24 protein-coding genes are annotated in these 19,754 nt (G+C 65.2%); 16 read left to right on the forward strand and 8 right to left on the reverse strand.

The window, feature by feature from the left end; all coding sequences use genetic code 11:
* Position 1 precedes the first annotated feature (1 nt).
* The 4 genes from ACNJX8_RS04660 to ACNJX8_RS04675 all read left to right on the forward strand — a co-directional run bounded on the left by ACNJX8_RS04660 (position 2) and on the right by ACNJX8_RS04675 (position 2,657).
* Positions 2-247: an acyl carrier protein gene (locus ACNJX8_RS04660; RefSeq protein WP_015688794.1), complete on the forward strand. Its 246-nt coding sequence runs from the start codon at positions 2-4 to the stop codon at positions 245-247.
* Entirely contained in the window at positions 234-1,616 is a 1,383-nt protein-coding gene (locus ACNJX8_RS04665) for a class I adenylate-forming enzyme family protein (RefSeq protein WP_439359756.1), read from the forward strand. Before ACNJX8_RS04660 ends, ACNJX8_RS04665 begins: the two co-directional genes overlap by 14 nt.
* The gene (locus tag ACNJX8_RS04670) at positions 1,609-2,331 is read left to right on the forward strand and encodes an SDR family NAD(P)-dependent oxidoreductase (RefSeq protein ID WP_439359757.1); all 723 of its coding nucleotides are present in this window, start codon (positions 1,609-1,611) and stop codon (positions 2,329-2,331) included. Before ACNJX8_RS04665 ends, ACNJX8_RS04670 begins: the two co-directional genes overlap by 8 nt.
* Before the next feature lie 125 nt (positions 2,332-2,456).
* Entirely contained in the window at positions 2,457-2,657 is a 201-nt protein-coding gene (locus ACNJX8_RS04675) for a hypothetical protein (RefSeq protein ID WP_439359758.1), read from the forward strand.
* 4 nt (positions 2,658-2,661) lie between these two features.
* Here ACNJX8_RS04675 and ACNJX8_RS04680 read toward each other — a convergent pair whose 3' ends face one another.
* Positions 2,662-3,048, reverse strand: a complete 387-nt coding sequence (locus tag ACNJX8_RS04680; protein WP_439361808.1) for a hypothetical protein — start codon at positions 3,046-3,048, stop codon at positions 2,662-2,664.
* Positions 3,049-3,275: 227 nt separating this feature from the next.
* Here ACNJX8_RS04680 and ACNJX8_RS04685 point away from each other — a divergent pair, with 227 nt between their 5' ends.
* A complete protein-coding gene (locus ACNJX8_RS04685) occupies positions 3,276-4,421 on the forward strand; it encodes a DUF3095 domain-containing protein (RefSeq protein WP_439359759.1) in 1,146 nt (381 codons plus the stop codon).
* A 7-nt stretch (positions 4,422-4,428) separates the two neighbouring features.
* Here the strand turns inward: ACNJX8_RS04685 and ACNJX8_RS04690 are convergent, their stop codons facing one another.
* From ACNJX8_RS04690 to ACNJX8_RS04700, 3 genes are all read right to left on the reverse strand, one after another.
* Positions 4,429-4,863 carry a DUF2147 domain-containing protein gene (locus ACNJX8_RS04690; protein ID WP_249759460.1) on the reverse strand — a complete coding sequence of 145 codons (435 nt, stop codon included), beginning with the start codon at positions 4,861-4,863 and terminating at the stop codon, positions 4,429-4,431.
* A 109-nt stretch (positions 4,864-4,972) separates the two neighbouring features.
* Entirely contained in the window at positions 4,973-6,358 is a 1,386-nt protein-coding gene (locus ACNJX8_RS04695) for an MATE family efflux transporter (protein WP_439359760.1), read from the reverse strand.
* An 82-nt stretch (positions 6,359-6,440) separates the two neighbouring features.
* A complete protein-coding gene (locus ACNJX8_RS04700; RefSeq protein WP_439359761.1) occupies positions 6,441-6,968 on the reverse strand; it encodes a GNAT family N-acetyltransferase in 528 nt (175 codons plus the stop codon).
* Between the two features lie 245 nt (positions 6,969-7,213).
* On the opposite strand from ACNJX8_RS04700, the gene ACNJX8_RS04705 reads away from it, so the two are divergent.
* From ACNJX8_RS04705 to ACNJX8_RS04755, 11 genes are all read left to right on the forward strand, one after another.
* Entirely contained in the window at positions 7,214-7,810 is a 597-nt protein-coding gene (locus ACNJX8_RS04705) for a superoxide dismutase (protein WP_061846478.1), read from the forward strand.
* 262 nt (positions 7,811-8,072) lie between these two features.
* Positions 8,073-8,684 (forward strand): permease, encoded by a 612-nt coding sequence (locus ACNJX8_RS04710; protein WP_249759462.1) that lies wholly within the window; start codon positions 8,073-8,075, stop codon positions 8,682-8,684.
* Positions 8,681-9,181 (forward strand): hypothetical protein, encoded by a 501-nt coding sequence (locus ACNJX8_RS04715; RefSeq protein ID WP_128931270.1) that lies wholly within the window; start codon positions 8,681-8,683, stop codon positions 9,179-9,181. The genes ACNJX8_RS04710 and ACNJX8_RS04715 overlap by 4 nt, the downstream gene beginning before the upstream one ends.
* 43 nt (positions 9,182-9,224) lie before the next feature.
* Positions 9,225-9,449, forward strand: a complete 225-nt coding sequence (locus tag ACNJX8_RS04720; protein ID WP_249759463.1) for a hypothetical protein — start codon at positions 9,225-9,227, stop codon at positions 9,447-9,449.
* Between the two features lie 2 nt (positions 9,450-9,451).
* Entirely contained in the window at positions 9,452-10,207 is a 756-nt protein-coding gene (locus tag ACNJX8_RS04725) for a metal ABC transporter ATP-binding protein (protein WP_164939302.1), read from the forward strand.
* A gap of 6 nt (positions 10,208-10,213) precedes the next feature.
* Positions 10,214-11,083 carry a metal ABC transporter permease gene (locus ACNJX8_RS04730; RefSeq protein ID WP_439359762.1) on the forward strand — a complete coding sequence of 290 codons (870 nt, stop codon included), beginning with the start codon at positions 10,214-10,216 and terminating at the stop codon, positions 11,081-11,083.
* A gap of 2 nt (positions 11,084-11,085) precedes the next feature.
* Positions 11,086-11,949 (forward strand): metal ABC transporter solute-binding protein, Zn/Mn family, encoded by an 864-nt coding sequence (locus tag ACNJX8_RS04735; RefSeq protein ID WP_128931274.1) that lies wholly within the window; start codon positions 11,086-11,088, stop codon positions 11,947-11,949.
* 55 nt (positions 11,950-12,004) lie between these two features.
* Positions 12,005-13,051, forward strand: a complete 1,047-nt coding sequence (locus ACNJX8_RS04740) for a CobW family GTP-binding protein (protein ID WP_439359763.1) — start codon at positions 12,005-12,007, stop codon at positions 13,049-13,051.
* The gene (locus ACNJX8_RS04745) at positions 13,051-14,070 is read left to right on the forward strand and encodes a WD40 repeat domain-containing protein (RefSeq protein WP_164934712.1); all 1,020 of its coding nucleotides are present in this window, start codon (positions 13,051-13,053) and stop codon (positions 14,068-14,070) included. The genes ACNJX8_RS04740 and ACNJX8_RS04745 overlap by 1 nt, the downstream gene beginning before the upstream one ends.
* Before the next feature lie 20 nt (positions 14,071-14,090).
* Positions 14,091-14,810 carry an MgtC/SapB family protein gene (locus ACNJX8_RS04750; protein ID WP_439361809.1) on the forward strand — a complete coding sequence of 240 codons (720 nt, stop codon included), beginning with the start codon at positions 14,091-14,093 and terminating at the stop codon, positions 14,808-14,810.
* Between the two features lie 101 nt (positions 14,811-14,911).
* Positions 14,912-15,241, forward strand: a complete 330-nt coding sequence (locus ACNJX8_RS04755; RefSeq protein ID WP_164934711.1) for a hypothetical protein — start codon at positions 14,912-14,914, stop codon at positions 15,239-15,241.
* Positions 15,242-15,398: 157 nt separating this feature from the next.
* Here the strand turns inward: ACNJX8_RS04755 and ACNJX8_RS04760 are convergent, their stop codons facing one another.
* From ACNJX8_RS04760 to ACNJX8_RS04775, 4 genes are all read right to left on the reverse strand, one after another.
* Complete coding sequence (locus ACNJX8_RS04760; protein WP_439359764.1) at positions 15,399-16,841, reverse strand: homospermidine synthase; 1,443 nt, start codon at positions 16,839-16,841, stop codon at positions 15,399-15,401.
* Positions 16,842-16,889: 48 nt separating this feature from the next.
* Positions 16,890-17,279: a RidA family protein gene (locus tag ACNJX8_RS04765; RefSeq protein WP_128939939.1), complete on the reverse strand. Its 390-nt coding sequence runs from the start codon at positions 17,277-17,279 to the stop codon at positions 16,890-16,892.
* A gap of 149 nt (positions 17,280-17,428) precedes the next feature.
* Positions 17,429-18,016 carry a GNAT family N-acetyltransferase gene (locus ACNJX8_RS04770; RefSeq protein ID WP_439359765.1) on the reverse strand — a complete coding sequence of 196 codons (588 nt, stop codon included), beginning with the start codon at positions 18,014-18,016 and terminating at the stop codon, positions 17,429-17,431.
* Positions 18,017-18,146: 130 nt separating this feature from the next.
* Positions 18,147-19,289, reverse strand: coding sequence for a type III PLP-dependent enzyme (locus tag ACNJX8_RS04775; RefSeq protein ID WP_249759466.1), 1,143 nt, complete (start codon positions 19,287-19,289; stop codon positions 18,147-18,149).
* Positions 19,290-19,754 lie beyond the last annotated feature (465 nt).

Consider the following 19,754-nt stretch of genomic DNA (forward strand, 5'->3'; position numbering starts at 1 on the left):
CATGTCGGTAAGGTCTAAGGTCATTGAAGCGATCCAGCAGATCGCCAAGGAACAGCACGTCACGCTTCCTGCACTCTCGGACGATCTGTCCCTGCACGAGACGGGCTTCGACTCGCTCGCCTTCGCGATCCTGGTCGCGCGTCTTGAGGACGAGACCGGCGTCGACCCCTTCACCATTTCCGAGGACGCAGCGTTCCCCGCCACCGTGGGCGATTTCGTGCGGGCCTACGAAAATGTCCCCGCGTGAGATCTTTGCGCTTCGCGACCATCTCGGCGCGGAGCTGAAGGGCCGCACGCTGTCAGATGCGCAGACGAGCGTGTCGCTGACGGACATCCTGTCGCAGACGGTCCTCGGCGGCCGCCTGCGCGAATTGTCCGGCCGCTGCGTGCTGCTCAGGCTGTCCGACCAGCTCCGGTCAGGTCTTGCCATGATCGAGCTCGACGGCATCGCGCGTCGCATGCTGCTGTGCCCGCCCGATCTCAACCCGGCGCATCTCGACGCGTTGATTGCGGATGCCGGGATCGATGCCGTCGTTACTGACGAGCCGGATCGCTGGGCCAACACCGGCGTCGCGCTCATTGTCGCCGCACACTTGCCGCTCGAAGCGGCCGCGCCGGCGAAGACCGAGCGTGCCACGGAATGGCTGATGCTGACTTCGGGTACGTCGGGCGTGCCCAAGATCGCCGGGCACACGCTGGAAGCACTCACCGGCGCAATCGTCGCCGAAGGCCCCGCGCGCGGACCTGCGCCGGTGTGGGCCACGTTCTACGACATCCGCCGCTATGGCGGCCTGCAAATCTTCCTCCGCGCCATCCTCTCCGGCGGCTCGATGGTGTTGTCGGACCCGCATGAGGCGTTGGCCGGTCACGTCGCGCGGCTGAATGCGCGCGGCGTCTCGCATATCTCCGGCACGCCCTCGCACTGGCGCAAGCTCCTGATGAGCGGCTCGGCGGCACAGTTCGCGCCGGGTTACGTCCGTCTCTCCGGCGAGATCGCCGATCAGGCGGTGCTGGACGGCCTGAAGGCGGCATTCCCCAAGGCCTCCGTCGGTCATGCCTATGCCTCGACCGAGGCCGGCGTCGGCTTCGCTGTCAATGACGGGCTTGAGGGTTTTCCGGCTGACTATCTCGGCAACCGCAATGGTGTCGAGATGAAGGTGGTCGACGGCTCGCTGCGCATCCGCTCGACGCGCACTGCCCACGCTTACATTGGCCGCAACGCTGCCGCGCTCACCGATGCGGACGGCTTTGTCGATAGCGGCGACATCGTCGAGCTGCGTGGCGATCGCTATTATTTCGTCGGCCGCCGCGGCGGCATCATCAATATCGGCGGACTGAAGGTTCACCCCGAGGAGATCGAGGCAGCGATCAACCGCCATCCCGACGTGCGGATGTCGCGGGCCAAATCCCGCCGCAGCCCGATCACCGGCGGCATCGTCGTCGCCGACGTGATCCTCGCCGACGGCTCCGATCCCGCGCGCGCGAAAGAGATCCGCGACCAGATCCTTGACCAGTGCCGCGCCCAGCTCGCCTCGCACAAGGTGCCGGCGGTGATCCGCTTCGTCGAGGCGCTCGACGTCACTCCGGCCGGCAAACTGGCGCGCACCGATGCATAACGTTCTCGTCACCGGCGGCAGCCGCGGCATTGGCCTTGCGATCGCAAGGTGCCTTGCCGGCGCTGGCTTCAACGTGATTGCCGCCGCACGGCGCGAGAGCGAGGAGCTCAAGGCCGCAATCGCCGCGTCTGAGGGATGCCTGCATTTCCGCGCCTGCGATCTCGCCGTGATCGATGCGATCCCCGCTTTCGCAAAGCTCGTCCGCGACGAATTCGGCCCGATCTACGGCCTCGTCAACAATGCCGGCCTCGGCACCGAAGGCCTGCTCGCCACCATGCACAATTCCGAGATCGAGGCGCTGGTGCAGCTCAACGTGCTGTCGCCGATCATCCTCACCAAATATGTCGCGCGGCAGATGATGGCCGATGGCGCCGGCCGCATCATCAACATCTCCTCGATCATCGCGACCACCGGCTATAATGGCCTCTCCGTCTACGGCGCCACCAAGGCGGCCGCGGCCGGCTTCACCCGCTCGCTGGCGCGCGAGGTCGGCAAGCTCGGCATCACCGTGAATGCGATCGCGCCGGGATTCATCGACACCGAGCTGACGCACAATCTCTCCGACGAGGGACGCAAGCGCATCGCCGGCCGCAGCGCGCTGCGCCGCCTGCCGGAGACAGAGGACGTCGCGCGCATGGTGGAATATCTGCTCGGTGAGGGCGGCCGCAACGTCACCGGCACCGTGTTCACGATCGACGCGGGGAATACGGCGTAGCGGAACTCTGTCGCCGCAATAGAGTTGATCCGGCTCAATTTGAATTCACCGGATTTGGTCGTAAGATGCCCCGCAATCGGTTGGGTTACGTCAATCGATCTGCCCTAATCGATAGGGAGCAGTCCATGACCGCTTCGAATCTGGGCCGGACGTCAGCAGAGCAGTCGCGCTCGAGGCCTGACGATGTCCATTGCCAGCCGATGTCGCATCAGAATTCCGGTGATCACGGCCACGAAATGTATCCGCAGCAATTCGTGCGGCTGGTCGGCTGTCACGATGTGCCCGCATCAACGGTACGCAAGCGTCAGGACGAGAAGCTGCACTAGCCACTCACCTCTGATGCTTCGGCAAGTCAATTCGTTCATGTGAGAACTCCGGCGGCCCCTCGCTGAGGCGGCGGATGCGGCGCTCGCGTTCGTCTGCCGGCAATGCGGGATCGAGCAGTGCGTCGATCTCGTGCACGGCGATGTATTCAATCTGCGTGGCGTCCGATGTGATCGCGTGCGCTGATGCCGGTTCGGCAGGCGCGATCTTCAGCGCCAGTTCGACGAGCTTGCAGATTGCATCCGAGCGGGTCAGCTGATGGGCTTCAGCCCAGGCATCGACGGCGGCGGTCAGCCGTTCCGGCATCTTCACCGCGCTGATTGCGTCGAGGCCCGTGCGCCGGCGTACGGGTGAGGTCGGGTCCTTGTTGCCGATGTCGGACACTTCGATGATCCCGGGCATTCATTTTCGATAAATCAAGAGTAAACGCCTTTTGCGGTGTGTCGTTTGATGTCGATCAATGACAAACTGCAGCACTGCATCGCGGTGCGAGCTTGTTGTCCGGCTCCATTTCGGCCAATGATCGGGACGTCGCGGAGAGGCCGGCCGGCGAACCCGGATCGATCCTGCCACGTATCTATTTTTCGCAACGCGCCATCTCAACCATCCGGCATCACCCGATGACATCAGGCGAATCCTTCTACAGCGGCATTCCGGTCTTCCGTGGTTTCACCAGCCTGATGGACCCGGTGCTGTATGCGCCGCTGCCTGACGACTGGAGCGTCGGCGTTGCCGACATCGTCGATTCGACCAAGGCTATCGCGGCGCAGCGCTACAAGGCGGTGAACATGGCCGGCGCCGCCGTGATCGCGGCGGTGACCAACGCGTTGGCGGGGCGCGAATTCCCCTTCGTGTTCGGCGGCGACGGTGCCAGCTTTGCGGTCGCGCCTCACGATCTCGAACTGGCCCGCGAGGCGCTGGCGGCGACCGCGACCTGGGTGCGTGAGGATCTCGATCTGAAGATGCGCGTCGCCCTGGTGCCGGTCAGCGCCATCCGCGCGCAGGGCCTCGACGTACGCGTCGCACGCTTCGGTCCGTCGGCGAACCTGTCCTATGCGATGTTCTCCGGCGGCGGCCTCGCCTGGGCCGACGCCGCGATGAAGCGCGGCGAGTTCGCGGTGACCGAGGCGCCGGACGGCACGCAGCCCGATCTCTCCGGCCTGTCCTGCCGCTTCGAGGTGATGCCGGCGTCACGCGGATTGATCCTGTCGGTGCTGGTGATGCCGGCGCGTGGCGCTGACCCGCTGGCTTTCCGCAAGGTGATCGAGGACATCATCCATCTCGTCGAGCGCAGTCCGGATGGCGGCCGCCCGGTGCCGGCGCAGGGGCCGCCGCTGAAATGGCCGCCGCAGGGGCTGGATTATGAAGCCCGCAGCAGGCGCGGCGGCCCGCTGCTTGCCCGCCGGGCCGCCGTCCTGGCCTACACGTTGTTCGCCTATCTGATCATGCGCTTCGACATCAAAGTCGGCGGCTTCGTGCCAGACGTCTACAAGCGTCAGGTGGTCGAGAACTCGGACTTCAGGAAATATGACGACGGATTGCGCATGATCCTCGACTGTACGAACGAGCTCGAGCGCGCGCTGAGCGATCGTCTCGCTGCAGCCGCGCGCGAGGGCATCGTGCGCTACGGCCTCTATCAGCAGGACGCTGCGATGATGACCTGCTTCACGCCCTCGGCGCTGCGCAGCGACCACGTCCATTTCATCGACGGCGCGCGGGGCGGCTATGCCTCGGCTGCGACGGCGTTGAAGGCAATGACGACGTGAGCGGCGGCTATCGCCCCGCGCGCGTCCAGGTCTCGCCGCCGCAGAGCGCGCCGACGCAGCCCTCGACGCGCAGCGAATCCGCGCCCATCACGCTGATACTGCTCGCATAGGTGCTGCCGTCGTCGGCATTGTAGATCTGGCCCGACCATTTGTTCGGAGCTGACGGCTGCATGCCGCTGAACAATGGCAGGCCGATCATCGGACGCCTGGCGAGCGCGGGATTGGGATTCTTATTGTCGGTCGCGGGCTGGCCGGTCGCGGTGTCCATGGGTTCGCGCAGCCAGACGATGTGGCCGCAGATGCCGCCGCCGCATTTGCTGATCTTCACGCGCGCATCACCCGCCTGGGTGAGCCAGGTCCCGTCGGCGCTCTGCGCATGGGCGCTCGTCGCGCCAAGCAGCGCAGCCAGGACGACGAAGGGAATCGCGAATCTGCTGAACATGGAGAGAGCCCCCGAAAATGACGGCGCCTCCATAGCAGTCCGGCAGAATAGTGCAACGCTGGATGGAATCACATTCCTGCGCTTACTGTCTGTGCTTATTCGCCTGCGCTCATTTGCCCCAGTGCACGAAGGCGACCGAGACGGCGGTCGAGAGCCCGAACACGACCATGGCGCAGCCGACCAGAGCGAACAAGGTCCAGGCCGGCGCCTGCAACGTCATGAGGCCGACGCCGCCGATCGCGACGATCAGGAGCCGCGCTGTGGAGGCGAGCACGGGCCCGCCGACGCGCGCCGCGCCTTGTGAGGAGAAGTACAACGACACGCCCATGCCGAAGAACACGAAGGCCGGACCTGCCCAGTGGAAATAGCTGTGGGCGGCGGCGGTAACGCCCGGATCCCGCGTGAACAGCGCGACCCACAGCGACGGATCGAGCGCGATCCCGAGGCCGATCAGGCCGACCGTGAGTCCAGAGGCGGCGGCCGCGGTCCAGGCCACGCGCCGCGCGCGCTTCAGATGTCCGGCGCCGATCGCCATGCCGACCATCGGTACCGATGCGATGCCGAAGGCGAAGGTGATCGGGATCAGCAAGAATTCCAGCCGCGAGCCGATGCCGTAGCCGGCCAGCATCTCGGTGCCGAAGGTCGCGAGGATTTTTGTGAAGATCAGAATGGTGAGCACGGTCTGGAGTGGCGACAGGCAGGCCACCGCGCCCACATTGAGAATGTCCACGAACATCGCGCGCTCGAAATGGAAGGCGCGGAAGTCGAGCGGCAGCCTGCTGCGGCCGGACAAGAGGTACCAGAGCAAGAAGATCGCGGCACAGCTGAACGCGATCAGCTGGCCGCTCGCGACGCCGGGCATGCCGAATTGCTTCACGCCGAACAGGCCAAGCCCCAGCGTGCCGCCGAGTGCGACCTGGAGCAGGCTCGCCCCGATCAACGTCATCGAAGGCAGACGCATGTCGCCGGTGCCGCGGATCACCGAGGCCAGCGTATTGACGAGCCAGATCGCGACCGCGCCGGAGAACAGCACCTGCGAGTAGCCGCTGGCCTCCTCCAGCACGCGCTCGCGGCCGCCGAGCAGCGCGAAGAACGAGCGGCCGAAGATGAGCATCGTCACCGTGAAGAACAGGCCGCCGCAGAGGCCGATGATGGCGGCATGCAGCGCCAGTGTCGCGGCGCGGTCGCGATCTCCTGCGCCGAGCGCGCGGCTGATCGCGGAGGAGACGCCGCCGCCCATCGCGCCCGCGCTCATCATCTGCGTCAGCATCGCGAACGGAAACACCAGCGCGATCGCGGCGAGCGGGATGGTGCCGAGCCGACCGATATAGGACGTCTCTGCGATCGCAACCAGCGTGCTGCCGACCATCGCGATCATGTTTGGGATCGCGAGCCGCAGCAATGTCGGCAGGATCGGCGCCGTCAGCAGGTTGGCGATGGGGGAGGCGACCGGCGCAAGCGGCGGGACGGCGTCTGCAGGGGCGTCGATCGTCATGTTCACCGGGCGGAATATTAAATGATGGTCGACATATTATAGGGTGTGAGGCGGCCGGCGTAGCCCTCCGCTCACGCAGGGCTCACCAGGGCAGGCCGCATAGGTCGATCGTGCCTAGCGTCGGCGCCCGGACGATGTCGAAGACGTAGGGTGCCATGTAGTCGAAGCGGATTCGTCCCTCCGGCTGCTCGCAATAGACCTCGCCCTTGAAGGGCTGCCATCGGCGCGCCTCGTAGAACGCGAAATTGTGCGGCTCGCAGAACAACAGCGCGAAGCGCACCGCCTCGTTGGCGCGCATAGTGTGCACCGCCGCGTCGATCGCCATGGTTGCATAGCCGCGACCGCGCCGGTCCTCGCGGGTACAGACGCCTCCGATGCCGCCGACATGGACCTTCTGTCCGTTCCAGGTGACGGTCCGGAAGTAGATGCCGACATGGCAGACGAGGCCGTCGTCGGGCGTGTCGAGCAGCACGCGAAGATGAGCGTTATCCCATTTGACGTGAGCCCAAGGCTTATCCGCAACCATGTGTGGGCCCCAGATTGCCTGGTGCAGCGGCTCTGCGATCGGCCACGAGGCGTCGCCGTTCAAAATGTCGATCTCGATGCTCATGGCTCTGTCTTTCGCAAGGTCGGTCCGTGGTGCATTCGTTCTGCCATAAGCGCCTCAAAGGCAATGATATTTTGCATCACGCCACCAAGGCCGCGCGAATGTCCGCGTGCTGCGACGATTTTATGCAATCGTGCCAAGCGTTCGCATCACGCATTTTCGCAAATTGGCGGTATTTAACGACGCAGGAACCTTCTATAAGGGGTGACCGTTAGAACTCGTTCCCCACCAGTTGCGGACAAGAAGCCATGACCTTTACGCTGCCCCCTCTCCCTTACGCCTATGACGCCCTCGGCCAGTATATGTCGAAGGAGACGCTGGAATATCATCACGACAAGCATCATCAGGCCTACGTCACCAACGGCAACAACGCGCTCAAGGGGACCGAATGGGAAGGCAAATCCCTTGAAGAGATCGTCAAGGGCTCGTTCGGCAAGAACCCCGCGGTGTTCAACAATGCCGGCCAGCACTACAACCACATCCACTTCTGGAGCTGGATGAAGCCCAATGGCGGCGGCACCAAGCTGCCCGGCAAGCTCGAGAAGAAGATCAACGAGGACCTCGGCGGCTTCGATAAATTCAAGACCGACTTCCAGGCGGCCGGCGTCGGCCAGTTCGGCTCCGGCTGGTGCTGGCTCCAGGTCAAGAACGGCAAGCTCGAGATCTCCAAGACCCCGAACGGCGAGAATCCGCTGGTGCACGGCGCCACCCCGATCCTCGGCTGCGACGTCTGGGAGCACTCCTACTACATCGACTATCGCAACCGCCGTCCGGACTATCTCAAGGCGTTCGTCGAGAACCTCGTGAACTGGGAATACGTCGAGTCGCTGTTCGAGAAGGCGTAGGCATTTGGAGTCGTTCCGGGGCGCGCCAGTGCCGACCCGGAATCCATTTGTCCACTCGGGATGACGCCCGATGGATTCCGGGTTCGGCGCTGACGCGCCCCGGAATGACAGAGTAGAGAAGGGCGGTCGCATGCGCGGCCGCCTTTTTGCTGTGCGGAATTGCCCTGCGCGGTGCGCGTATCGGCCTGTGATCGTTCCGTTTGCATCGCATGGGCAGCCCCCTTAAGCAGGATGGGCATCACCCTCGATCCGACCGAGCCCGTTGTCAGAACCTTCCCCGAAAGACCCGGCGTCTGCCGAGGACGCGGACTCCGAGCCGCGGCCGGGGCGTGCGCGCAAGCCGATCGGCTGGTCGACCATCATCATCGCGGCCCTGGTGGCGGTGAGCGCGGGTCTGGTCTGGCGGCGTGACGGCACCGATGGTGTTCTCGACATTCTCACCCACGACCTCTCGCTGTTCGGCGGCATCCTGCCGCGCGTGCTCGCCGGTTGCCTGCTTGGTGCGTTCATCTCGGAAATCCTGCCGCACGAAAAAGTCTCGCGCTCGCTCGGGCCGAAATCCGGCCTGATGGGGCTTCTGATCGGCACCGCCTTCGGCGCGATCCTGCCCGGCGGTCCCTTCACCGCCTATCCGGTGGCGAGCGCGCTGCTCGCGGTCGGTGCCGATTTCGGCGCCACCATCGCCATGGTCGTGAGCTGGACCCTGATCGGCTACGGCCGGGCGGTGGCCTGGGAAATCCCGATCATGGGCACCGATTTCACGCTGTGGCGGATCGTGATCTCGCTGCCGCTGCCGGTGCTCGCCGGCGCGCTCGGCCGCTTCGTCTATGTCCGGCTCTATCCGAAGCCAATCCCGAAGGGCGACGAGACGTGAGCGCCGCGCTCCTGATCGACATCCTGTTGTGGGGCTCGGTGTTCGGCGTCGGCCTGATCGCCTTCCGCCGCAGCCCTGCCGTGTTCAAGGCTTCTCTGCGCGAAGGCTCGATGGACTTCATCAACATCGTGCCGCGGATCGCGCTGGGGGTGATCGGCTCCGGCTACATCGCCGCCATCATCCCGCAAGAGGTGATCACCGGCTGGCTCGGGCCGGACAGTGGCTGGCTTGGGGTCGCGTCTGCCGTGGTCGCCGGCGCCGCCACGCCGGGCGGGCCTGTGATCGGCTTCTCTATCGGCACGGTGGCATTGAAGTCCGGCGGCGGGGTGCCTCAGGTGGTTGCTTATGTCGTTGCCTGGGCCCTGTTCGCCTTCCAGCGGGTGATCCTGTGGGAGATCCCGTTCATGCCGGCCCGGTTCGTCTGGTTCCGTTGCGCGGTGTCGGTGCCGTTCCCGTTCGTAGCGGCCGCCATCGCCATGCTGATCGACCGGCCCTGAGCCCGGCGTGGACAGGCGCAATGTTATAATATAACGTCTTGGGATGGTTCCCGCCGCCTCTCACGCCCATCATCACGACCATTCCCACGACCACGCCCATTCGCACGGGCACGACCACACCCATGCCCATGTCCATGACGCGGCTTCGCCGCATCCGGCTCAAGCGGCGCCGTGGTCGATCCTGCGCATGACCATGGCGGGGCGCCTCGCGGCCGCGCTTACCGTCTGCGCCGTGCTCTGGGGCATGGTCTTCCTGGCGATGAGGTGACCATGGCACAGCTAGCCTTCCACAACGTCACGCTCGGCTATGACCGGCATCCGGCCGTGCACCATCTCAACGGCGAGGTCGCACCCGGTGCGCTGGTCGCCGTGATCGGCCCGAACGGCGCCGGCAAATCGACGTTGCTGCGCGGCATCGTCGGCATCCTCAAGCCGCTCGACGGCAGCATCCATCTCGGAGGCCGCGACAGCAGGGACATCGCCTACCTGCCGCAGAGCGCGGAGATCGACCGCAGCTTTCCGATCTCGGTGTTCGATTTCGTCGGCACCGGGCTGTGGCGCGGGACGGGCCTGTTCGGCGGCATCGGCAAGGCTGCGCGGCAAAAAATCCTGCGCGCGATCGCCGCCGTTGGTCTCAACGGGTTCGAGAACCGCCCGATCGGCACGCTCTCCGGCGGCCAGATGCAGCGCGTGCTGTTCGCGCGGGTGCTGCTCCAGGACGCGACCTTGATCGTGCTCGACGAGCCCTTCAACGCCATCGACAGCAAGACCACGGCCGATCTGCTCGCGCTGGTGAAGGAGTGGCACACCGAGGGCCGCACCGTGCTGGCCGCGTTGCATGACATGGAGATGGTGCGCACCCATTTCAGCGAGACGCTGGTGCTGGCGCGCGGCCCCGTGGCGTGGGGACCGACGGCCGAGGTGCTGACGCCGGAGAATTTGATGGTCGCGATGCGGATGTGCGAGGCCTTCGACGACAGTGCGGCGGCCTGCGCGGCCGACGACGGGCGTTCGCAGGCGGCGTGATCGCAAATGGCCTATGATGCGCTGATCGGTCCGTTCACCGAATTCGAGTTCATGCGGCGGGCACTCGCCGCCGTGATCGCGTTGTCGCTGGCGGGCGCGCCGATCGGCGTGTTCCTGATGCTGCGGCGGATGAGTCTCGTCGGCGACGCCATGGCGCATGCGATCCTGCCGGGCGCCGCCGTCGGCTTCCTGCTCTCCGGGCTCAACCTGTTCGCGATGACCGCCGGCGGCCTGATCGCCGGCTTTGCGGTCGCGATCCTCGCCGGTGTGGTCGCACGCTCGACCGGGCTGAAGGAGGACGCTTCGCTGGCCACCTTCTATCTGGCCTCGCTCGCGCTCGGCGTCACCATCGTTTCGATCAAGGGCACCAATATCGATCTGTTGCATGTGCTGTTCGGCAACATCCTCGCGATGGACGACCAGACGCTGCTGGTGGTGGCCTTCAACGCCACGGTGACGCTGCTCGTGCTCGCCGTGATCTACCGCCCGCTGGTGATCGAGAGCGTCGATCCCTTGTTCCTGCGCACGGTGAGCCGCGCCGGGGGACCTGCGCATCTCGCTTTCCTCGCGCTCGTCGTGATCAACCTCGTCAACGGCTTTCAGGCACTCGGCACGCTGCTTGCGGTCGGCCTCATGATCCTGCCGGCCGGCATTGCGCGGTTCTGGTCACGCGATCTCACCGCCATGATCTGCATCGCGGTCGTCGCTGCCGCCGCCTCGGGCTATGCCGGCCTCGTGCTCTCGTTCCAGACCCGTGTGCCGTCGGGCCCTGCGATCATTCTCGTGGCGACGGTGCTCTACGTGGCTTCCGTGCTGTTCGGCCGCGTCGGCGGTATCGTCCGGCAATTGTTTCCCGGCCGGCATCTGGAAGCGTGACGATGCGGCTCATCCTGCTTTGTGCGCTGTTGCTGATCGCCCCGCCACTGCACGCCACAGAGCGGCTCAACGTGGTCGCGAGCTTCTCGATCCTCGCCGATTTCGTCCGCAATGTCGGTGGTAGCAGGATCAATCTGACCACGCTGGTCGGCGCCGACAGCGATGTCCACGTCTACACGCCTGCACCGAGCGATGCGAAGCGAATCGCGGATGCAAATCTCGTCATCGTCAACGGGCTCGGCCTCGAGGGGTGGCTGCCGCGGCTCGTGCAGTCCTCGGGCAGCAAGGCGACGGTCGTGACTGCGAGCACCGGTATCACGCCCCTGAAATTGGGTTCGGCCGCCGATCCCCACGCCTGGCAGTCCATCCCCAACGCCAAGGTCTATGTCACCGACATCGCCAATGCACTCGCCGCGGCTGCCCCGGATGACGCGGAGTTCTTCCGCGCCCAGGCCAAAGCCTATTTGGAAAAGCTCGAAACCCTGGACCGCGAGGTCCGCGAGGCCGTGGCCAAGATCCCACTGGAGCGGCGCAAGGTGATCTCCACCCACGACGCCTTCGGCTATTTTTCCGCCGAATACGGTATCCAGTTCATCGCCCCCTTGGGTGTCTCCACGGAGACCGAACCCAGCGCGCGCGACATCGCCGCGATCATCGGCCAGATCAAGGCCCAGAAAATCCCGGCCGTGTTCCTGGAAAATATCAGCGACGACCGGCTGATCCGGCGGATCGCGGCCGAGACCGGGGCAAAGGTCGGCGGGACCTTGATTTCCGACGGTTTGACCGGCGAAAAGGGGCCTGCACCCACTTACATTGACATGGTCAGGCACAATATAAAGGCGCTGACCAGCGCGCTTGACCACTAGGGCAGGGGCCATCCCGCCTCGCGTCGCGCGAAAAGCCTTAAAGTCCGGAGTTGTTATGTCTGAAGCGACTGCCCCAAAAATTCCCGTGACCGTACTGACCGGCTATCTCGGCGCCGGCAAGACCACGCTTTTGAACCGCATCCTGTCGGAGAACCACGGCAAGAAATACGCCGTCATCGTCAACGAATTCGGCGAAATCGGCATCGACAACGACCTCATCATCGGCGCCGATGAGGAAGTGTTCGAGATGAACAACGGCTGCATCTGCTGCACCGTGCGCGGCGACCTCGTCCGCATCATGGACGGCCTGATGAAACGCAAGGGCAAGTTCGACGCCATCATCGTCGAGACCACCGGTCTTGCCGATCCGGCGCCCGTCGCCCAGACCTTCTTCGTCGATGAGGACGTGCAGAAGAACGCGCGGCTCGACGCGGTGGTCACGGTGGCCGACGCCAAGTGGCTGTCCGACCGGTTGAAGGACGCGCCAGAGGCCAAGAACCAGATCGCCTTTGCCGACGTGATCGTGCTGAACAAGACCGACCTCGTCAACAAGGGCGAGCTCGCCGAGGTCGAGGCCCGCATCCGCGGCATCAACCCCTATGCGAAACTCCACCGCACCGAGCGCTGCTCGGTGGCGCTGGCGGACGTGCTCGACCGCGGTGCCTTCGATCTCGACCGCATCCTCGACATCGAACCGGATTTCCTGGAGGCCGACGATCACGACCATGATCATCACCACCATGACGGCCACGACCATCACCACCACCATGATCACGGCCATGGCCTGAAGCACTATCACGACGAGGACATGCAATCGCTAGCGCTCAAGACCGACAAGCCGCTCGATCCCAACGTGTTCATGCCCTGGCTCCAGAACCTGGTGCAGATCGAGGGCGGCAAGATCCTGCGCTCCAAGGGCATCCTCGCCTTCCACGACGATGACGACCGCTACGTCTTCCAGGGCGTCCACATGATGCTGGAGGGCGACCACCAGCGGAAGTGGAAGGAGGGCGAGCCGCGCGAGAGCCGCCTCATCTTCATCGGCCGCGAACTGCCGGAAGAAGCCATCCGCAAGGGTTTTGAGAGCTGCATCGTCTCGTGATGAAAGAGTTTACGCCGGCTCCCGACTCCGCCTCGATCGTCTCCGTCACCGACCGCGTCAAGCCGGTCGCGCTCGGCGTGGCCGTGACGTCAGTGCATTTCCTCGCCGATCGGGCCGCCTTCGTCGGCGGCGAGGAGAATGTCGCGTTGGTCGATGCCAAGGGCGAGATCAGCAAGGTCGCCGTGCACAGCGGCGGCATCCTCTCGACCGCCTCCGACGGCAAGCGCCTCGTCATGGGCGGCGACGACGGCAAGGTCGTGTCGCTCGATGCCAAGGGCGAGGTGACTCTACTCGCCACCGATCCGAAGCGGCGCTGGATCGACGCGGTGGCGCTGCATCCAGATGGCGCCTTCGCCTGGTCGGCCGGCAAGACGGCGACCGTCAAGAGCGGCAAGACCGAGGAGAAGTCGATCGAGGTGCCCTCGACCGTCGGTGGGCTTGCCTTCGCACCAAAAGGCCTCCGGCTCGCGATCGCGCATTACAACGGCGCGACGCTGTGGTTTCCCAACATGGCTGCCACAGCCGAATTCCTGCCCTGGGCCGGCTCGCATCTCGGCGTCACTTTCAGCCCGGACAACAAGTTCCTGGTCACTGCGATGCACGAGGCGGCGCTGCATGGCTGGCGGCTCGCCGACAACAGGCACATGCGCATGACCGGTTATCCCGGCCGCGTCCGCTCGATGTCCTGGAGCGCCGGCGGCAAGGCGCTGGCGACCTCGGGCGCCGACACCGTGATCCTGTGGCCGTTCGCCGGCAAGGACGGTCCGATGGGCAAGGAGCCCGCGATGCTCGCGCCGCTGCAAGCGCGCGTCGCGGTGGTGGCCTGCCACCCCAAGAACGACATCCTTGCCGCCGGCTACAGCGACGGCACCGTGCTGATGGTGCGGCTGGAGGACGGCGCGGAGATCCTGGTCCGCCGCAACGGCACCCCGCCGGTCGCCGGACTCGCCTGGAACGCCAAGGGCACGCTGCTGGCGTTCGCGGATGAAAATGGGGACGGCGGCCTGCTGGAGCTTTAATCTGTCATGGTTCCCGCCGTATAGGGGGCCATGCGGCGACCTTCCAGCTTGCCGATTTTGCGGACACGCTGATCAGCCTGTTGACGGCCTTCGTGCTGGGGACGCTGATCGGCGCCGAGCGACAGTACCGCCAGCGCACGGCGGGCCTGCGTACCAATGTGCTGGTCGCGGTCGGCGCCGCCGCCTTTGTCGATCTCGCCATGCATCTGACCGGCGCCGACGGCGCGGTGCGGGTGATCTCCTATGTCGTCTCCGGCATCGGCTTCCTCGGCGCCGGTGTCATCATGAAGCAGGGCATGGACGTGCGCGGGCTCAATACGGCCGCGACGCTATGGGCCTCGGCCGCCGTCGGCTCCTGTGCCGGCGCCGACATGGTCGCGCAGGCGGCGGCGCTGACCGTGTTCGTCATTGCCGGCAACACGCTGCTGCGCCCGCTGGTCAATGCCATCAACCGCATTCCGCTGAATGAGCGTGCACTGGAGGCGACCTACTATTTCAAGCTGACGGTCGCGGCCGACGCTCTGCCTGACATGCGCGACCGCCTCGTCGAGAGGTTGGAAGCCGCGAAATATTCGGTCGCTGATATCGATGTGGCCGAGATCGGCGACGACATCCTGGAGATCGTCGCAAAGCTGGTTGCGACCGCGGTCGATCCGAACGAGCTGAACGCGGTGGCGACGGATCTCCAGCATCTTCCAGGCGTGCGCCACGCCACCTGGGAAGTCAGCACCACGGATTGAGCGCGGCGTTCTGGCGCGCCGGCGTGCGGTTCCCACCTTGCCAGGCTCGGAACCCGCGCGCGGCCATTTCGTTGATTCCGCGGACAAATGCGGTGATCGACATGACAGGCTATGACAAGCGCAGACTGAAACTCGACCTGATAATCGCCTCTTCGCTGTTCGCAGCGGGCGTCGTGGTATCGGGCCTGTCGCTGGCGCAGATTCGCGCCGAGAGCCGGATGCAGATGGCGCAGGCAACGCCACCGCTCCAGGGCACCCCGTCCGACGATCAGAGCAAGACGCCCGCGGAGTCCAAGCCCGGCGGTGATCGCCCGACTACGCCGGCCCCCGAGCCCGCACGGCCCGATTCCCAGACGCAGGGCGCGGCGACCAAGCCCACGCTGCCGCCCGCTCCAGCCGAGAAGGTCGCGCCGCCGATTGAGAAGAAGTAGCTGTGCGGCCGTGCTGATCGTCACATACTCGGTGTCATCCCCCGCGAAGGCGGGGGATCCAGTATTCCAGAGAAGGAGCGTGGATACGGAGAGGCCGCGGCGTACTGGATGCCCCGGCCAAACCGGGGCATGACAGTGTACTCGGGGCGAACCGCCCTCACCGCACCAGAATATTCCGGAACTGCCAGGGATCGCTCGTATCGATATCTTCCGGGAACAGTCCCGGGCGATCCATCAGCGGCGTCCAGTCGGTGTAGAAACCCTTCACCGGGCCGAGATAGGGCAGCTGGATTTCCAAGAGACGATCGAAATCCATCTCGTCGGCTTCGACGATGCCTTCGTTCGGGTTCTCCAGCGCCCACACCATGCCGCCGAGCACGGCGGAGGTCACTTGCAGGCCGGTGGCGTTCTGGTAGGGCGCGAGCTTGCGGGTCTCTTCGATGGAGAGCTGCGAGCCGTACCAGTAGGCATTGTTGTCGTGGCCGAACAGCAGCACGCCGAGCTCGTCGATGCCATCGACGATTTCGTTCTCATCGAGGATGTGGTGCTTGTCCTGCATCTTCGCCGCGCGGCCGAACATTTCATGCAGCGACAGCACAGCATCGTCGGCCGGGTGATAGGCATAATGGCAGGTCGGCCGGTAGATCGCCGTGCCCGATGCGTCACGCACCGTGAAGTAATCGGCAATCGAGATCGACTCGTTGTGGGTAACGAGGAAGCCATATTGCGCGCCACGGGTCGGGCACCAGGTGCGCACGCGCGTGTTGGCGCCGGGCTGCATCAGATAGATGGCGGCGCCGCAGCCGGCTTCGTGGGTCCGCGCATTCTCGGGCATCCACTTTTCATGGGTGCCCCAACCGAGTTCTGAGGGCTGCACGCCTTCCGACAGGAAGCCTTCCACCGACCAGGTGTTGACGAAGACGTCGGGCTCCTTCGGCTTCTTGGAGCGCTGGGTGTCGCGTTCGGCGATGTGGATGCCCTTGACGCCGGCCTGCCGCATCAGGTCCGCCCATTCGGCTTTGGTCTTCGGCTTGGGGGCATTGAGCTTCAGATCCGCGGCGACATTGAGCAGCGCCTGCTTGACGAAAAAGGAGACCATGCCGGGATTGGCGCCACAGCAGGAGACGGCCGTCGTCGAGCCTGCGGGGCGCGCCTTCTTGGCGGCCAGCGTCACTTCGCGAAGAGCGTAATTGGAGCGCGCTTCCGGGCCCTTCGAAGCGTCGAAATAGAAGCCGAGCCAGGGCTCGTTGACCGTGTCGATGTAGAGCGCGCCAAGTTCGTTGCAGAGCTCCATGATGTCGGTGGAGCCGGTATCGACCGAGAGATTGACGCAAAAGCCCTGGCCGCCGCCTTCGGTGAGCAGCGGGGTCAGCAAGTCCCGATAATTGTCCTTGGTCACGCCCTTCTGGATGAAGCGGACATTGTGCTTCTCGCAATGCGCCTTGCGGCCCTCATCCTTGGGATCGATCACGGTGACGCGCGACTTGTCGTAATCGAGATGCCGCTCGATCAGCGGCAACGTGCCTTTGCCGATGGAGCCGAAGCCGACCATGACGATGGGACCGGTGATCTTCGCGTAGATCTGCGAGGCGGGACTCATGGGATGGTTTCTCCGGAACGTGCTGGCAGACAATGGGTGAGGGGTGGATCAGGCGCTACGCCGCTTGGCGGTGACTTCGATCTCGACCTTCATCTCGGGCTTGTAGAGCGCCGAGACGGCGAGAAGCGTTGCGGCCGGGCGTATGTCGCCGAGGACTTCGCCGCAGACGGCGAAATGCGCGTCGGCATCTTTGATGTCGGTGAGGTAGTAGGTCACGCGGACGATGTCTGCCATCTCGAAACCGCCCTCCTTCAGGGCGGCTTCGATGGTCTTGAAGCAGTTGCGTGACTGGCTCGTGACATCGGCCGGCATTGTCATGGTGGTGTAGTCATAGCCCGTGGTTCCCGCGACGAAGGCGAACTCGCCGTCGATCACGGCGCGGCTGTAGCCGGCGGTCTTCTCGAACGGGGAGCCAGTGGAAATCAGGCGACGGGACATGCTCTCGGACCTCGACTGAAGGGGGATGTTTTGCGGGGTTAAAGGGGGTTTCTCGGGCTCGCGCAACCCCAAAGGAACAGGCATCAAGTCAGGCGCAGCCGGGTATGGCCGCTGGATGCGGCTTCGGTCGTTGCCATCATGGCAATCTCTTAGGCCGCGTGCGCCTGGAGAGCGCGAACCGCCCTCCGTTTGGGCAGAGCCGCTCCGGTCGGAACGATCATCCCTTCGGCGCGGTCGAGCGCGCCTTCCGCGAACTCGATCGCCAGCAGCCGGTCGCGCTCGAATGGGCCGGGCAGCGACAGCGCACCGGTCTTGTCGGCCGAGAAGCCGAAGCGGGCGTAGTAGGGGGCATCGCCGAGCAGGATCACCGCAGCATGCCCGCGCGCCCGGGCGGCGGCCAGCGCTTGATGCATCAGCGCGGCGCCGATCCCGAGCTCGCGGCAGGCAGGGTCGACCGCCAGCGGTCCGAGGACCAGAGCGGGCCTGCCTCCGGCGCTGACGTGCCACAGCCGCACGGTTCCCACGAGCTGTCCCTCGCGCACGGCCGACAGGGCAAGGCCTGCGGCAGGCGCGCGTCCGTCGCGCAGGCGCTGGCAGGTCCGGCCATGGCGGTTCTCGCCAAAGCAGGCATCGAGCAGCGCTTCACGCATCGCGACGTCGCCAGCGCGCTCGCTGCGGATCGCAAACGGAGCGGCTTTCGAGGTGAGGGCGATCTGTGGCTTCCGAGGAGCAGTCATGGCGCGTCAGTCCCCGCTTGAACCGACGTGAGCGAGCGCGCCGGTCCAAGACGTCGTCAGAAATCGAAATGTGAGGGAGGAGCCGGCTCGGCCGGCTCCCGGGTTCGTCAGGCCTCGAAAGAGAGGCGGATCAGATGTGGTAGGTCTTCAGCGGTGGGATGCCGTTGAACGCCACCGACGAGTAGGTCGACGTGTAGGCCCCGGTGCCCTCGATCAGCACCTTGTCGCCGATCTCGAGCGTCACAGGGAGCGGATACGGGGTCTTCTCGTACAGCACGTCGGCGCTGTCGCAGGTCGGCCCTGCAAGCACGCACGGCGTCATGTCCGCGCCGTCGTGACAGGTGCGGATGGCGTACCGGATCGACTCGTCCATGGTCTCGGCGAGGCCGCCGAACTTGCCGATGTCCAGGTATACCCAGCGCACTTCGTCCTCGTCGCTCTTCTTCGAGATGAGCACGACCTCGGATTCGATGATGCCGGCGTTGCCCACCATGCCGCGGCCCGGCTCGATGATGGTCTCCGGGATCTGGTTGCCGAAGTGCTTGCGCAGCGCGCGGAAGATCGACCGGCCGTAGGTGACGACCGGCGGCACGTCCTTCAGGTACTTGGTCGGGAAGCCGCCGCCCATGTTGACCATGGACAGGTTGATGCCGCGCTCGGCGCAGTCGCGGAACACCTGCGAGGCCATCGCCAGCGCACGGTCCCACGCCTTCACCTTGCGCTGCTGCGAGCCGACATGGAAGGAGATGCCGTACGGCTCCAAGCGGAGGCGCTTGGCGAGGTCGAGCACCTCGACCGCCATCTCCGGGTCGCAGCCGAACTTGCGCGACAGCGGCCATTCGGCGCCGGCGCAGTCATAGAGGATGCGGCAAAACACCTTTGCGCCGGGGGCGGCACGGGCGACCTTCTCGACCTCGGCGGCGCAGTCCACGGCGAACAGCCGAATGCCGAGCGCGAAGGCGCGCGCGATGTCGCGCTCCTTCTTGATCGTGTTGCCGAAGGAGATGCGATCCGGCGTCGCACCCGCGGCCAGCGCCATCTCGATCTCGGCGACGGTCGCGGTGTCGAAGCAGGAGCCCATGGAGGCGAGCAGGGCCAGCACTTCCGGCGCCGGGTTCGCCTTGACGGCGTAGAACACGCGGCTGTCGGGCAGCGCCTTGGCGAAGCTCTGGTAATTGTCGCGCACGACCTCGAGGTCGACGACGAGGCACGGCTCGGTGTCGAGGCCATCCTTGCGGCGATTGCGCAGGAATTCCTGGATACGTTCGGTCATAGCACTCTCCAACGGTCCCAGCGACGGGAGCCGTATCAACGTGATGTCTGATGAGAGTGCTTCGGCCACATCGCGCGATGGAGGCGCGTTGAGGCCAAACGACTCAAACCAGACTGTGCTGCCGTGGATTGGTTGGGAGAGATTCCCGCCCGCTCACCTGGCAATGAAGGACAAGCCTTTTCAGTAGCCCGCGCCGGCGTTGGACTGCCGGTAGAGACCAAAAAAGCCCGATCCGTCGTTGCTTTAAGTCGCGTCCCCCGTTGAGAGCGGGGTGCGCCGGTTCGCCTCCGGCTGCCAGTCACGGTTGCAAAGAGCGAAGTCACCTTCGACATGGCATCTCTTTGAGAGAGATGCTGGGCGCTCCGGGTTTGCTTCGGTCGCTCGACTTTTCAGTCCTCGACTTCCGCACTTCCGAAGAGCCCCTCGGCTTCTTCACCCCTTGGCGGCTGTCCGGCCTCTTGTCCG

Origin of the sequence: Bradyrhizobium sp. SPXBL-04 (assembly GCF_051853035.1) — a bacterium.
Lineage (GTDB): Bacteria > Pseudomonadota > Alphaproteobacteria > Rhizobiales > Xanthobacteraceae > Bradyrhizobium > Bradyrhizobium zhanjiangense.